Raw genomic sequence first — 15,248 nt, 5'->3', positions numbered from 1 at the left:
AGGGTGCGCGCGGCAACTGGGTTTAGTGCGCCAGCGACATCCGGCCAGCGTCCGGATCGCCGCAGTAGGAGCCGGCTTCGACAGTGATGTCGCCGTCGTCGAGCACGAAGCCGTCGGCCGTCCAGCGCTGCAGGGGCCGCGTCGAGCAATGGACTGTGACGGACGTACTCGCACCGCCCGACACCGCGACCGAGCTGAAGCCGACGAGATGGCGCACCGGCCGCCCGTCGACCGGGCGCACCGCATACACCTGGACCACATGACGACCGTCGCGATCACCGGTGTTGGTCACCGTCACCCTCGCTTCGAAGCCCTCGTCATGGACGGGCTCGAGCGTCAGGCCCGTTGTGGTGAACGCGGTGTAGCCCAGGCCGAAGCCCAGCGGGTACGCCGCCTGCACGCCGTCGTGGTCGAGCTTGCGCTGACCCCACCAACGGTCGTAGGTCACCGCGCACGCCCGCCAATCCACTTGCGGCAGTTGTGATTGCTGTCTTGGGATGGTGACAGGCATCCGCCCTGTGGGCTCGGCATCTCCGAGGAGGACGTCGGCAAGCGCGCGACCGCCCTCCATGCCGGGGTACCACGCCATGAGGAGGGCGGCGACGTCGCGGTCCCACGGGTCGACGACGACGGTGCCTCCCCCGATGACGATCACCACCGTCCGCGGATTGGCGGTGGCGACGGCGCGGATCAGCGCTACGTCCTCGTCGTGCAGACGCAGATCGGACCGATCGCCACCGAAGGTCCACCAACGTTGCGAGAAGTTGAAGACCGCGCTGACGATTTTGGCGACCCGTGGCCGACTCATGATCCCGCCGAACAACTGCATCGTGTCGGGCCCGAGAGCGATCAACGCCTCGCCTTCGTCCTTCGGCGTCAGGCCGACGACGACCACCGCGACATCCGCATCGCCCGGACCTGTCGTGACGACGCGGTGACTGCCGAGCCGTTCGCGCAGTCCCTGCAGTACCGAAACGGTGTTGCGCGGCCTGACATTCGACGATCCGGTGTCACCCAGGTTGGGTCGATCGGCGAGCCGGCCCAGCACGGCGACGCGTCGAAGATGCTGTTCGTCGAGTGGTAAGAGCGGTGTGCCATCAACACTTTCGTTGCGCAGCAGGACCGTCGCGCGGTGGGCCACCTCACGGGCCAGCGCGCGATGTTCGGCGCCGGTCACCGCGGAGCGCGGGGGAGTCGGGCGGGCTCGCGCGGCGAACTCGATCTGGGTGCGCAGGATTCGGCCGCAGGCCCGCAGCACGTCGTCGCGCTTCAACTCGCCGGAACGCAGCGCCGCCGGCAGCGCATGGGCGCGCTGCTGCCGGAACGGCATTTCGACATCTTGGCCGGCAGCGACCGATTCGACCGGATGGCGCAGACCCCAGACCCAGTCGGTGTGCACGAAACCGGTGAAACCCCATTGATCGCGCAGGATTTCGGTCAGCAGGTGTCGATTCTCGCCGGCCCACTGTCCATTGACCGAGTTGTAGGCAGACATCACGGAGTCGACACCGGCCTCGACGGTGCGCCGAAAGTGCGGCAGGTATCGCTCGTGGAGGATGTCCTCGGGCACACGGACGTCGACCTGAAACCGCGCTTCCTCCATGGAGTTGAGGGCGAAATGCTTCACGCTGGTGATCACCCATGGCCGGGCGCCTTCGATTGCCGCCGAACCCATTTCGCCGAGCAGGAACGGATCTTCACCGTAGGACTCCTGGGCGCGACCCCAGCCGGGAAAGGGCGCGACGTTGATGCAGAGACCACCCCAGAAGTTGGCGCCGAGAACACGCGCCTCGGCACCGATCGCAGCGCCGACGCGTCGTTCGACGTCGATGTCCCAGGTGGCCGCGCGCGCGATGGCGACCGGAAAGCTGGTGGACGGGGCGATGCCGACACCGCGCGGGCCGTCGGTGAAACGGAGCCCGGGGATTCCGACGCGGTCGATGCGGCCCGCCGTCACCGCGAGGAAGTTCGTCCGCGTCCGCGCACCGTCGACAACGGACTCGAGCAGCGCCTTATCGCCGTCGAGCAGCCACAGCAACTCCTTGTCCGTCAGCATGGCCAACAGTTCGGCGGCAGCGACGTCGGAGGTCTTGTCGCCACGACGGACCGCGGCCACGGCGTCGGCGAAGGGGGTGCCCGTCATCGGCTTGTTTTCCGGCGTGCGAACTCTTCGGCGACGATCGAGACGAAGCGGTCGACGTCCTCGGATGTGGTGTCCCACGAGGTCATCCAGCGGACCTCGCCCCGCGCGCGGTCCCAGTCGTAAAAGCGCGCCTGCTCGCGGATCCGGTCGGCGACGTCGTTGGGCACGGTCGCAAAGACGGCGTTCGCCTGGGTGTCCTGTGTGAAAGCCAGCTCGTCCAATGTGCCGTCGGCCTCGAGCGCGGTGCGCAACCGCTGTGCCATCGCGTTGGCGTGGGCCGCGCTGCGCACGCCCAAATCGTCATCGAAGAGAGCAAGCAGCTGCGCGGACGCGAACCGCATCTTGCTCGACAGTTGCATGGTGAGCTTGCGCAGGTAGATCAGCCCGGTGGCGCGGTCCGGGTCGAGCACGATGATCGCCTCCGCGCCGAGGAGTCCGTTCTTGGTGCCGCCCAGGCTCAGGATGTCCACGCCCGCGTCGCTCGTGAACTCCCGAAACGGCACGCCGAGTGCCGCGGCGGCATTCCACAGTCGGGCGCCGTCCATATGGACCGCCATGCCGTGCTGGTGTGCGTAGTCGGCGATCGCCCGCACCTCGTCCGGCGTGTAGAGGGTGCCCAGTTCGGTGGTCTGCGTGATGCTGACGGCCAACGGCTGCGCGCGGTGTTCGTCGCCCCAGCCCCACGCCTCGCGCGCGACCAGCTCGGGTGTGAGCTTGCCGTCCGGTGTGGGGACGGTGAGCAGTTTGAGCCCGGTCATCCGCTCGGGGGCGCCGGCCTCGTCGGTGTGGATGTGCGCAGTTGTCGCTGTCACGACCGCGCCCCAGCGCGGCAACATGCTGGTGAGGGCGACGACGTTGGCGCCGGTGCCGTTGAAGACCGGGAACGTCTCGGCACGCTCACCGAAGTGGGTGCGGATCACCTCGGCCAGTCTGGCGGTGTATTTGTCTTCGCCGTAGGCGACCTGGTGACCGCCGTTGGCCGCGGCGATCGCGGCGAGAACCTCGGGATGCGCGCCTGCGTAGTTGTCGCTGGCAAAGGCGCGCCAGTCGGGATCGTGGAGCGGGGATATCGACACACGTCGATCCTGCACCCGATGACTATGACGCGGCTGGGAGGTCTGCCCATGTATGACCGACAACGCGAAGCAGGAAGGTCCCGGTATCCCGTCACCGTCGATGCAGCAGGAGCAGATCGCGCTGCCTGAGGTCGTCTCGCGTGACGAATGGCAGGCGGCCCGCGACGACCTGTTGACCGAAGAGAAGGCGTTGATGAAGGCGCGCGATGGCCTCGCGGCCAAGCGTCGTCGATTGCCGATGACCCCGGTGCGCAGCGACTACCGCTTTGTCGGCCCCGACGGTGAGGTAAACCTGCTCGACCTATTCGGCGGACGGCGCCAGCTGATTGTCTATCGCTTCTTCTATGCGCCTGATGTCGAGAACTGGCCGGATGGATCCTGCTCTGGCTGCGCGTTTTTCGCAGACACGGTGACCCATCCGGCGCACCTGGCGGCTCGCGACACGACTCTGGTGTTCGTCACGGCCGCCCCGCAGGAGAATGTCGCGAAGTTCAAAAAGCGGATGGGGTGGGAGCACCTGTCCTTCCTCACCCTGGTCGGTGACGACTTCTCCCAGGATTTCGGCGTCGAAGAGATGTTCGGTGTCATCGTCTTCATTCGCGACGGCGATCGCGTCTACCAGACATATTTCCTCAACGGGCGCGGTATCGAGGAGGTCGGCCCGGCGTGGTCGTTCCTGGATATGACTCCGTTGGGCAGGCAGGAGGAGTGGCAGGACGTCCCCGAAGGCCGACCGCAAGGCGCGCCCTATGAATGGTGGCGCCTGCACGACAACTACGGCGATGTCGTAGCGCGCGGGCGATGACATTGCCGTGTGTCGGCGGTCTACGTGAGTATGGACGTTGTGGACCTCCCCGTGCAGCCACCGCTGGAACCGATGCTCGCGAAAGCACAGGCCAAGGTGCCGACCGATGCCGGGGTGTGGTCCTACGAGCCGAAGTGGGACGGCTTTCGGGCGCTGGTGTTCCGCGACGGCGATGAGGTCGTTCTGCTGTCGCGCAGCGGCAAGGACCTGGGGCGGTACTTCCCGGAAATGGTGGCGGCACTTCGCGACGAATTGGCGCCGCGCTGTGTGCTCGACGGCGAGGTCGTCGTCCCCCGGGAGATCGACGGCCGAATGCGGCTGGACTGGGAATCGCTGTCGCAACGCATCCATCCGGCCGCCAGCCGCATCAAAATGCTGTCCGAACAGACACCCGCGCACTTCATCGGCTTCGACGCACTTGCCACCGGTGACGCATCGCTGCTCAAGGAGCCCTTCCGGGTGCGCCGCAAGGCGCTGGCCGAGGCGGTGAAGGAAAAGCGGTGGTGTCACGTCACGCGAACCACCGAGGATCCGGAGCAGGGCGCGCAGTGGCTCGAGACCTTCGAAGGTGCGGGTCTCGACGGAATCATCGCCAAACGGCTCGACGGCCCGTATCTGCCCGGGAAACGGGAGATGGTGAAGGTCAAGCACGCCCGCGACGCCGACTGCGTGGCCATCGGATACCGGGTCCACAAGAGCGGCGAAGGTCTGGGTTCGATCCTGCTCGGTCTCTACCGTGACGACGGTGAGCTCCAGATGGTCGGTGGCGCAGCGTCGTTCAGTGTCAAAGACCGGATCAAGTTGCTCGCCGACCTCGAGCCGCTACGCGAGGGCGACGAAGTGCGTGAAGGTGACCCCAGCCGCTGGAATTCCGCGGCGGACAAGCGCTGGATCCCGGTGCGGCCGGAGAAGGTCTGCGAGGTCGCCTATGACCAGATGGAGGGAAACACTGTGCACGGCAGGAGGTTTCGACATGCCGTCAAGTTCGTCCGGTGGCGGCCCGACCGCGAGCCGGCGAGCTGCACCTTCGACCAGCTCGACGTGCCGCTGAACTATGATCTCTACGACGTGTTGGAGTCGACGTAATGGCAACGCCTGCAGAAGAAATCGACGTCGACGGCGTCAAGGTCCGGTTGACCAACCGGGACAAGCCGTACTTCCCGAAGTTGGGAAAGAACGGCACCAAGGGCAAGCTCTTCGACTACTACCTGGCCGTCGCCTCGGGCCCGATGCTCGCGGCGCTGCGAGACCGGGCCACGCATCTGCAGCGCTTTCCCGACGGCATCGACGGCGAGGAGATCTATCAGAAGCGGGTGCCGCAGAAGCACCCCGATTATCTGGAAACGTGCACCGTGACCTTCCCGTCGGGGCGAACGGCCGACGCGCTCAAGGTGACTCACCCGTCGGCGATTGCATGGGCCGCACAGATGGGCACCGTCACGTTACATCCGTGGCAGGTGCGCTGCCCCGACACCGAACATCCGGACGAGTTGCGCGTCGACCTCGATCCGCAGCCGGGCACCGCGTTCAAGGAGGCCCGTGAGGTCGCGGTGGACGTGTTGAAGCCGCTGCTCGACGAACTCGGGCTGGTGGGCTACCCGAAGACCTCGGGCGGCCGCGGCGTGCACATCTTCCTGCGGATCAAACCGGACTGGGATTTCATCGCGGTGCGACGCGCGGGGATCGCGTTGGCCAGGGAGGTGGAGCGGCGGGCACCGAAGGCGGTGACGACGTCGTGGTGGAAAGAAGAACGCGGGAAGCGGATCTTCATCGACTACAACCAGAACGCCCGCGACCGCACCTTCGCGTCGGCGTACTCGGCGCGCAAGACTCCGATCGCGACGGTGTCGACGCCGCTGACGTGGGACGAACTGCGCGACGCCGACCCCGACGATTACACCATCTCGACGGTCCCCGATTTCGTTGCGGGACGGCCCGATCCGTGGGCGGACATCGATTCGAAGGCACAGTCGCTCGAGCCGCTGCTCGAGATGGTCAAGGCCGACGAGGAGGAGCGGGGGCTCGGCGACATGCCGTACCCGCCGAGCTACCCGAAGATGCCGGGCGAGCCGCCCAGGGTGCAGCCCAGCAAGAAGGTGGCGGCGAACTGGGACGAGAACGGCAACCCGGTGAAGGGTGACTGATCCGGTTCCCCGTGACGTGGCAGCGGTCGTCTAGGCCGATTTATCCGCGCGCTCTGAATTGCCTGTCTACCATCGGCAGATGGCAAACGACGCGGCACAACCGCGCAAAGTCTCTGTCCGGCTACTAGCCGCCGTGTTAGCCGTCGTCGCTATGTCGTTCGCGCCCAACGGAATTCCGGCTGCAGCGGCCCAGGGGTGTCCCGATATCGAGGTTATCTTCGCCCGCGGCACCAACGATCCGCCGGGGATCGGGCTTGTCGGCCAGGGATTCGTCGACGCACTACGTGCCAAGGTCGCGCCCAGAACCGTCGGCGTGTACGCCGTGAACTACGCCGCCACGTTCAACTTCCTGCGCGCCGCTGACGGGGCCACCGACGCGAACAACCACGCCCAGTTCATGGCCAATACCTGCCCGAACACGAAGTTGGTCCTCGGCGGTTTCTCACAGGGCGCGGCCGTCGTCGACCTCATGTTGGGCGTCGCACCGAACGTTTCGGCCATGTCCGGCATGGGTGCAATTCCTGGACTGAATGCCATACCCGGTCTGGACCTCAACGCTCTCGCGAGGCCGATGCCGCCCGACGTGGCGAACCGCGTCGCCGCTGTCGCGGTATTCGGCAACCCGCTGGGCAGGGTGATGGGCCCGCTGAACGTCCTCAGTCCCGCGTTCGGCGCCAGGACCATCGACCTGTGCAACCCCCAGGATCCGATCTGCGACACCGGCGACCTGAGCAACCGGGCCCCGCACCACCAGTACGTCCCCGGAATGACCGACCAGGCAGCGAGCTTCGTCGCCGGACTCGTCTAATCCCCGGTGCGCTCGACCCGGGAGTCGAAGTCGCTGTCGAAGGGGCACGCGCCGGTGACCGTGTAATGACCATTTCCGGTAAGCAGGGTGATCGGATCCTGCGCGGGCGTTGGCAGGGGGTACTGCAGGGTGATCTCGCGGCGGGCGGCACCACCCTTCTCACACGTTGAATCCGAGACCCTGTTTGCCAAGACGAACTGATTCTTGGCGAAGGTGAGGATCTTGGCGCTGTCCGGGTTGGCCCAGTAGCTCAGGCAGCGGTCGCCGGTCCGAAGGCAGTACGTCGTGATGTCGAAACTCACGTCGGCGCTGCGGTTGCCGTCCTTGTAGGTGTCGATCTCCTGATAGCGCCCGTACAGCGCCTCTGCGGGCGAGGCCACCCGGGCGGGCAGGGTTGCGGGATCGACGACCGAAACACCGCTCTGCGGATCTCCCGTGCGCGTGAACGTCACCGGTCGGTTGCTGGCGCAGTTGGGGTCCGTCGACCGGACGATGAACTCGCCCTCGAGCGACCCATCGGGCTGTGACTGCAGCGACATCGTCTCCCAGACCTCCGTCGACGCGGCACTGCCGCACTTGCCCTCTTTCGTGTTCACCGCCTCCCAGCGACCGTCCACCTCGTCGAGCACCAATGCCGTTGCGGCCGTGACAGATCCATCCACCTTGGTCGCGCTCGCCACGCACGTCTCACTGCCGTCTTCGCACGCCGACTTGATCACCCACGTCTCATTGCCGCCCGAAGCATTCTGAAACGGTTGACCATTGGGCTGGGTTGGCGCGCCGAACGTGGCGCCGAACGTACCGTTGGGTCCCGCGCCCGGTGGTGGTGCGCTGCTGCCGGGCGCGGATTCCTCGTCACCGCCGAGCACGACGAGGATCGTGCCGACGGCCGCGAAGATCATCACGAGGGCAATGGGAACGACGATCGCCGTGCGCTTGTACCAGGGCCACGGCGCATCGTCGTCGGCCCGCCGCCGGCCGGCATCGGACTGCGCCGGGGGAGCCTGCACCGGTTGAGCCTGGGTGGGAGCGGCCGCACTTTCGTCCTGCGGCGCCGGTGCGCCAAGGTGGGTGGGTGCCCACGCCTGGACGACATGGTCGGGCGTCCCGGCCTGGGTCGGCGCCCATCCGGGTTGGGCCGGTTGCGCTGTCGTCGGCGCCCAGGCCTTCTCGCCCTGCTCGGCCGGGCGTGCCTGGGTCGCATCCGCGGCCGGCGTCGGATCGGCCGCCGGTCGGGCCTGTGTCGCATCGGCGGCCGGTTCCACCTGTTCGGTCCGCGGGGGCTTCTCCTTGTGCCAGTGCTTCTCGGTGTCTTCGTCTTGGAACCCCTTGGTCGGAGCCAGTGGCGCTGTCCCGGGTGTCGTCTGACGCGAACCGGGCTTCGTCCGCTGGGTTCGGCCGCCGTTGGCGATCGCCGCCTGTGCCGCGCGGGCCATCTCCGTCGTCGTGGGGTAGCGGTCCTCGGGGTCCTTGGCCATCCCGGCGGCGATCACCGCGTCCAGTTCGGGTGACACGTCCTTCCGCTTGATCGACGGACGCGGTGGTGGGGATGTGAGGTGGCCGGCGATCTGCTGCTCCACGCTCTCACCAGGGAACGGCCGGCTGGACGTCAGACATTCGTAAAGCACACAGGTCAATGCGTAGATGTCGGAACGCGTATCGCTTTGCCCGGTGGTGAACCGTTCGGGTGCCATGTACGGCCACGTGCCGACCACGTTGCCGGTGGCCGTCAGCTTTGTCTCTCCGGCGGCGCGCGCGATGCCGAAATCGATCAGATAGGAGAAGTCGTCCTCGCCGACGAGGATGTTGGACGGCTTCACGTCACGGTGCACGAGCCCGATTTTGTGGGCGGCGTTGAGCGCCGACGCGATCTGCTCGATGATCTTCACCGCCCGCACGGGCTCCATCGGTCCAGCGGCGAGGACGTGCTCGAGGTCCTGGCCCTCGATCAGCCGCATGTCCACATAGAGCCGGCCCTCGATCTCACCGAAGTTGTGAATGGGAACGACGTGCGGGTTGTTCAGACCCGCCGCGGCGAAGGCCTCGTGCCGGAACCGCTCCTCGAAGACGGGGTCGGCGGCCAGCTGCGCCGGCAGCACCTTCACGGCCACGACGCGGCGGGTCGCGGTGTCAAACGCCTTCCACACCTCACCCATGCCGCCGCGGCCGATCAACTCAACGAGCCGGTACCTGCCGAAGGGCGTGCCCTCCACTACGCCTCCTGGAAACTGCGGAAAACCAGCACGTTCACACTCTTCACGATCGGGCAGTCGCCCGGTCCCGTATTAGAGATTGAAGCGGCAGCGGGTATACCGCAACCCGCTGGACGTGATCGGTTCCGCACGTGTCTATCCTCCGCCGCTGCGCGGGCCTGGTACGTAGGTGAACTATCCCTTGAGAACGCAAACCAACCACATGTGTGGGCTTGTGTCCCGGGTAAGGATGCCATCCGCCTTCAAAATTTGCTGTTTTCGCTGAATGTGTGGCGTTGCGGGCCGCCGACTGCGAGAATTCTCCGATCTGACGCTTTCGGGGGAAACGCCAGCTTGAAGGGGGTGCTCGATGATGAGGATTCGCCGGTCCAGCGCAGGGCTTTCGATGGTCGTCGCACTGCCCGCCTTTGTTGCCGATACCGCTGTCCGGCACGCTCCGCCGGCCATCTGATTGAGGAACGACTATGCAAGATCCGACTGGACTCACAGGTGTCCAAGAAAGATCCAAGAACAACGACCGAGGCTCATGCCATTCAGCAAGCCACCCGAGCAGGAGCACATCGTCATGAGCATCAAGAACTTCGCGGCCAAACCCAGAGCCGTCCGCGGCCTGGCTGTCACCCTGGCGTCTGTCGTTACCGTCTCGTCGGCGGCTTTGAGCCTGGGTGCGGTCCCCGCGCTCGCGCAGCCGACGGACGAGACCACCGTGGTGGATACCCCGGTGTACGAAGAAACCCCGTTCTACGCCCCGCCGGTTGTTGAGGCCCCGCCGGTCGTTGAGGCCCCGCCGGTTGTTGAGGCCCCGCCGGTTGTCGAAGCCCCGCCGGTTGTTGAGGCCCCGCCCGTCGTCGAAGCCCCGCCGGTTGTTGAGGCGCCCGCGGAAGACCCGGCTCCGGTCGTGACAGAGGAGGCGCCGCCGGTGGTCACGGAGGAGGCACCTCCGGTGAACACCCCGGACTCCGGGACCGAAGGGTCCACGCCCGACACTAAGACACCGCCGCCCGGCTCCACAGAGGGAACCGGTAGCACCGGTAGCACTGAGGGCACTGGTGGAACTGAGGGAACTGGTGGCACCGAGGGAACCGGTGGAACGGGTAGCACCGGAGGCACCGGTGGCACTGAGGGAACTGGTGGCACTGAGGGAACCGGTGGAACTGAGGGAACTGGTGGCACCGAAGGAACCGGTGGAACGGGTAGCACCGGAGGCACCGGTGGCACTGAGGGAACCGGTGGAACTGAGGGAACCGGTGGCACCGAGGGAACCGAAGGAACCGGTGGCCCCGAGGGAACCGAAGGAACCGGTGGCACCGAGGGAACTGGTGGCACCGAAGGAACCGGTGGAACGGGTAGCACCGGAGGCACCGGTGGCACTGAGGGAACCGGTGGAACTGAAGGAACCGAAGGAACCGGTGGCACTGAGGGAACCGGTGGCACTGAGGGAACCGACCCGGAGACCAATCCCGCAGGTGGAACGGTCGTGTCGAATGGCGAGGCGGCGGAAGCCAACACGCCTGCCGAGCCAGTGCAGACGCAAGCGTCCCCGGAGGACATCGAGGCCGCCAAGAACGCAAAGCCGGTCGACGTCGATCCTGCGCCCGCTCCGACGGCCGAGGTCGACGAGTTGCGCAACCTCGTGCTGACCGGCGAAGTGACGACTAGTGGCCCACTTAGTCCGGAGGCGACTATCAAGGTCGAGGCCAAGGTCGCGCAATGGCAGCCCGACTGGGTGCAGTACGACAAGTACTTCCGGCCGACGATCTTCAATCCCAATTCCGAGCCCCTGAAGGTGGTTTACGAAGTCGGCGGCCAGCCGCGGATCGTGATCATCGAACCGTTCGGACGGATCGTCACCGAGGTGCGTGAAGCGGGTTCGTACAACTTCACGGCAATCCGCCTGAACGCATTAGGAGTCCCCATCGAACTCGCCGTCGGCAACTTCTTCGGCGGCGGATATGTCCCCGGACCGGGACAGCCGCCACCGCCGCCGCCGCCGCCGGTGCGGACCCTCACCGACGTCCCGGTTCAGGTCCAGTACACCAACGCGACCTATGCACCGATGGTGGTCAAGCGGGTCGTCGACGTGGGTCCCGATCCGACCAACAACAACCTCCACAAGGTTCTTCTCGATGGCGTGACGCCTGCGTGGGGTGAGTGGAAGAACAACGAGGCGGGCGTGCCGCAGTTCGTGGTCAACGAGACGCAGAGCTTCCCCGGTATGGAAGCCCCTGGGGAAGGACCGCTGCCCGGAAACTACGACCTGAAACTGGTGAGCGACGAGAAGCCCACCGGGTTGGGCGGCACCGACTTCCTGCTCATCGCAGGGGCTGCCCTGGTTGCGGTCGTCGCGATCGGCGCAATTGTCATGACGGTCTTCGGCAAGCGACGACGGGCGGGGCTCTGACGCGGTGCCGGCGCGCGGCCGAGATGCCGCGCGCACACGCGCCAGGTTGAGTAGGCGCATGCAGGTTTCATCGACAGTGCGGAAGTGGTCCGCGGGGCTGGCGTTGTTCGCGATCGTCGCGAGCGGCGTCGGCCTCGCGGTCGTTTTGATCGTCGGCAGTATGTCCGCGCCCAAGCCGTCGGAGCGGGCGGTGGCACCGCGCACGACGCTTGCACCACCGCAGCCGAAGGTGCCGACTCCCGTCGAGTTCGCCCTGAGGGTGATCGTCACCGATCAGACCTGTGTGCCCGACGCCGCGTGTAGTTACAAGTACACGATCGAGCCGAAATACATTGGCCTGCATCCGTTGCCGGAGACCCCGTTCACGGTGTTCTACGAAGTTCTCGGAGGGAACGCGCCGCAGAAGGGTGAGTTCACCGTGCACAAGGACCAGGCACAGATCCGCAAGGACGTGATCCTCGAGGGGCCACCGGGCGCGCAGCTGAAGGCACACGTCATGAGCGTGGCCGGCTGAATATTGCGGTTCTGCGCCCACGGCGACGGCGACGGACGCATTGTTAGCGCTATGACTAAGGCGTCAACGCTGCGGGCCGGGGAGGGTTTGCCAAGCAGCGTCCAGGGCGCCGCAGATCCGCGCTTCGCAAACGTCATGCGGATCTTCGCCGGACTGTTCCCGGGTCGCCGCTTCGGCGGCGGTGCGCTGGCGGTCTACATCGACGGCAAGCCGGTTGTCGACGTGTGGACAGGTTGGGCGGACAGACTAGGTCAAGTGGCCTGGACGGCCGATACGGGGGCGATGGTGTTCTCCGCGACCAAAGGGGTCGCGGCGATGGTCATCCACCGTCTCGTCGATCGTGGGCTGCTGTCCTACGACGAGCCCGTTGCGAATTACTGGCCCGAATTCGGCGCTAGCGGAAAAGAAGACATCACCGTGCGCGACGTTCTACGCCACCGCGCCGGGCTGGCACACCTCAAGGGCGTGACCAAGGACGAAGTGCTCGATCACCTGCTGATGGAGGAGCGGCTCGCCGCCGCTCCGTCCGATCGACAGCGGGGCTGGCCCGCCTACCACGCGCTCACGTACGGCTGGATTCTCTCGGGTCTGGCCAGGGCGGTGACGGGTAAGGGCATGCGTGAGCTCATCCGTGTGGAAGTCGCGCAACCACTCAACACCGACGGTTTGCATCTCGGTCGCCCGCCGGCGGGCTCGCCCACCAAGGTGGCGCAGATCCTGGCGCCGCAGGGCAGCCGCGCTAATCCGCTGCTCGATTTCGTCGCGCCGAAGGTGGCCGGACTACCGCTGTCGGGCGCGCTGGGCGCGATGTATTTCCCCGGCATCAAATCCCTTGTGCAGGGCGATATCCCGTTCCTGGATTGCGAGGTTCCTGCGGCCAACGGTGTGGTGACGGCACGTGGCCTAGCCAGGATGTATGCCGCGGTCGCCAACGGCGGCAGCATCGACGGCGTCGAACTCCTGTCACCCGAGCTGACGCAGGGACTCATCGGAAACCCGAAGCCGTGGCCGGATCTGAACGTCGGCGTGCCGATGCCGTTCCATCTCGGCTATCACGAATCGCCGGTCCCCGGTCTGCTCAAGGGTTTCGGCCACTTCGGTCTCGGTGGGACGCTCGGCTGGGCCGATCCGGGGTCCGGTAGCGCGTTCGCGTTCGTCCACGATCGGCTGCTTACCCCGATGCTCTTCGATATGGGAGCGTTCGCTGGACTGGCCCGGCCCTTGCGCAACGCCATCACCGCCGCCCGGCACAACCGTCCCATGGTCGTGCCCAAATACGGTGCGCGCTATAGGGAGTCGCCTCCGCAAAAGAAAGTCGCGGGCCGCCGCTAGGTCGTCGGAACGACGCCGCGTGCCTGCGGCAGCGGCAGATCGTTGTAGGTGGCGATGCCCGGTGCTGCCGCGACGACTGCGCCGATGGCGTGGATCGGCGGCATCGCCGTCATGATGTGTCCGAGCACGAAGAAGTCCTCAAGAGTCTTCGCGTTCTCGATCATGTCGGGCGGTGGAAGGAAACCGACCTGCATATTGACCGTCGGCCGCCCGTCGATGGTGATCTTCCATCCATCGCCGTCGAGCTGCCAGTCCGGATCCAGCGTCTGCCCCTTTTTCCACCGAACGTTGATGTCGATCACGGTCTTGCCGTTGGCAATTCCCTGCCAGCTGGCGTAGACCCCGGCGACGTGCCCGGCTTTGATGGTCCACGAGGCCATCGGGAGATCCTCTGTCGTCTGGGCGTATTCGGATACACATTTGATCTCGTCCAACTCGATGCCGACGGCATCGGCGACCAACTGCGCGGCTTCGGCGAACACCGCCGTGCCCTTCTCGGCCATCGGCAGTAGATCGGGATCGTCGATCTTTTTGTCGAAGCCGACGGGCCGCTCGGTGTCAGGCGAGTCGTAGAGGGTGGTGTCGGCGGACTCGGCGATGGTGATCTTGTCCACCCGGTCGCAGGCTGTGGTGGCCACTATGGCCAGCAACTCGGCGAACCCGGGGCTGACGCCCGACCCGAACAGCGTGGATCCGCCTCGCTGGCATGCATCTTCGAGTCTGGCGCGGCCGTCGCCGAGGTTGTGGCCGGTGATGAAGGACGCGGAGGCGACGACATTCACCCCGGCCTCGAGGATGCGGACGAGTTCGTCGACGTCGATCCACATCGGGTTGTACACCACGACGTCGGGCTTCAGCGCCAGCAGCTCGTCCACGTCATTGGTGGCCTTGACCCCCAACGGTTCGATGCCGGCCAGTTCGCCGGCGTCGCGCCCCGCCTTGTCCTTCGACCACGCGTAAAGTCCGACGAGTTCGTAGTTCGGGTTCTTTGCGATCGCCTCGACCGAGCTCTTTCCGACATTTCCCGTCGTCCACTGGACGACCCGGTATGGGGTGTTTGGCACCCGCTCAGCATAGGGCCGACCGGCGCGGCGGAAAAGGCTTTTTTACCGACCGGCGAAAAATAATCTAGGGTGACCGCCATGAGCGGGCGAACCAGGGGACGTCCACCGCGGATCAGCCGGGATCAGATCGTCGCTGCGGCCCGAAGCGTCGCGGCCGGCGACCTGACCATGCAGGCGGTCGCCAATGCGCTCGGAGTGAGCCGCAAGGCGCTGCACTACTACGTCGGCGACCGTGCGGGCCTGCTGACCCTGATGGTGCTCGACCAGTTCGAGCGGGAACTCGCGTCCGTCGAGCTGCCCACAGACGACGACTGGCCGGCCACGCTGCGGACGTACGCCATGGCCTTTCGTGACGGACTCATCCGGGTGGGCATCCAGGATTCCGTGACCGACTTCGCGCAGCTCGGCGGCCTCAGCACGGCGGCGGCGCTGGCGCTGGCCGACCGCGTCCTCGACGCGCTGCTGTCGGCGGGACTGGACCCCGACAGCGCGCGGCACGGTCTCACCGCCGCGTCGAACATCGCGCAATCGGCCGCGCAGACCGTCCTCGCACAGACCGGGTCCGGCGCCCACCGTCACCGTGCGGAAACAACAGCGGCGCTGCTGCGGGAACCGCAGGACACCTACCCGGCGCTGCGTCGAGTACTCGAATCGGCACCGGCCACCGAACACGACGCGCAAACCCAGTTCGACTTCGAACTCGGCGTGGTGATCGCCGGTCTGGAGCGGATTCTGAAACGGTTGTGAG

12 protein-coding genes are annotated in these 15,248 nt (G+C 66.3%); 8 read left to right on the top strand and 4 right to left on the bottom strand.

Going from position 1 to position 15,248, the window contains the following annotated elements:
- Positions 1 to 22: 22 nt before the first annotated feature.
- A complete protein-coding gene (locus BST47_RS15170; protein ID WP_083126343.1) occupies positions 23 to 2,143 on the bottom strand; it encodes a beta-glucosidase in 2,121 nt (706 codons plus the stop codon).
- On the bottom strand, positions 2,140 to 3,219 hold the full coding sequence (locus BST47_RS15165) for a threonine aldolase family protein (RefSeq protein ID WP_083126342.1): 1,080 nt from the start codon (positions 3,217 to 3,219) through the stop codon (positions 2,140 to 2,142). Before BST47_RS15165 ends, BST47_RS15170 begins: the two co-directional genes overlap by 4 nt.
- 52 nt (positions 3,220 to 3,271) lie before the next feature.
- On the opposite strand from BST47_RS15165, the gene BST47_RS15160 reads away from it, so the two are divergent.
- From BST47_RS15160 to BST47_RS15145, 4 genes are all read left to right on the top strand, one after another.
- The gene (locus tag BST47_RS15160; RefSeq protein WP_234809723.1) at positions 3,272 to 4,024 is read left to right on the top strand and encodes a DUF899 domain-containing protein; all 753 of its coding nucleotides are present in this window, start codon (positions 3,272 to 3,274) and stop codon (positions 4,022 to 4,024) included.
- 30 nt (positions 4,025 to 4,054) lie between these two features.
- Complete coding sequence (locus BST47_RS15155) at positions 4,055 to 5,110, top strand: ATP-dependent DNA ligase (protein ID WP_083126341.1); 1,056 nt, start codon at positions 4,055 to 4,057, stop codon at positions 5,108 to 5,110.
- Positions 5,110 to 6,168, top strand: a complete 1,059-nt coding sequence (gene ligD, locus BST47_RS15150) for a non-homologous end-joining DNA ligase (RefSeq protein WP_083126340.1) — start codon at positions 5,110 to 5,112, stop codon at positions 6,166 to 6,168. Before BST47_RS15155 ends, ligD begins: the two co-directional genes overlap by 1 nt.
- A gap of 79 nt (positions 6,169 to 6,247) precedes the next feature.
- Positions 6,248 to 6,976, top strand: coding sequence for a cutinase family protein (locus tag BST47_RS15145; protein ID WP_083126339.1), 729 nt, complete (start codon positions 6,248 to 6,250; stop codon positions 6,974 to 6,976).
- Here BST47_RS15145 and BST47_RS15140 read toward each other — a convergent pair.
- Entirely contained in the window at positions 6,973 to 9,189 is a 2,217-nt protein-coding gene (locus BST47_RS15140) for a serine/threonine-protein kinase (protein ID WP_083126338.1), read from the bottom strand. The two genes, BST47_RS15145 and BST47_RS15140, sit on opposite strands and share 4 nt — an antisense overlap.
- Before the next feature lie 526 nt (positions 9,190 to 9,715).
- On the opposite strand from BST47_RS15140, the gene BST47_RS30280 reads away from it, so the two are divergent.
- Genes BST47_RS30280 through lipL form a run of 3 tightly spaced genes read left to right on the top strand, consistent with a single transcriptional unit; the run spans position 9,716 to position 13,436 of the window.
- Positions 9,716 to 11,590, top strand: a complete 1,875-nt coding sequence (locus tag BST47_RS30280; protein WP_234809722.1) for a hypothetical protein — start codon at positions 9,716 to 9,718, stop codon at positions 11,588 to 11,590.
- A gap of 58 nt (positions 11,591 to 11,648) precedes the next feature.
- Positions 11,649 to 12,104, top strand: coding sequence for a hypothetical protein (locus BST47_RS15120; RefSeq protein ID WP_083126335.1), 456 nt, complete (start codon positions 11,649 to 11,651; stop codon positions 12,102 to 12,104).
- Between the two features lie 51 nt (positions 12,105 to 12,155).
- Positions 12,156 to 13,436 (top strand): esterase/beta-lactamase LipL, encoded by a 1,281-nt coding sequence (lipL, locus tag BST47_RS15115; protein ID WP_083126334.1) that lies wholly within the window; start codon positions 12,156 to 12,158, stop codon positions 13,434 to 13,436.
- On the opposite strand, the gene BST47_RS15110 is transcribed toward lipL, so the two are convergent.
- Positions 13,433 to 14,500, bottom strand: coding sequence for an NAD(P)H-dependent amine dehydrogenase family protein (locus BST47_RS15110; protein ID WP_083126333.1), 1,068 nt, complete (start codon positions 14,498 to 14,500; stop codon positions 13,433 to 13,435). The two genes, lipL and BST47_RS15110, sit on opposite strands and share 4 nt — an antisense overlap.
- Positions 14,501 to 14,578: 78 nt before the next feature.
- Between BST47_RS15110 and BST47_RS15105 the strand changes: the two genes are divergently transcribed.
- Entirely contained in the window at positions 14,579 to 15,247 is a 669-nt protein-coding gene (locus tag BST47_RS15105) for a TetR/AcrR family transcriptional regulator C-terminal domain-containing protein (RefSeq protein WP_083126530.1), read from the top strand.
- Position 15,248: the final 1 nt, after the last annotated feature.

Source organism: Mycolicibacterium tusciae (assembly GCF_002086795.1).
Lineage (GTDB): Bacteria > Actinomycetota > Actinomycetes > Mycobacteriales > Mycobacteriaceae > Mycobacterium > Mycobacterium tusciae.
This window is presented reverse-complemented; position numbering and strand designations above follow the sequence as displayed.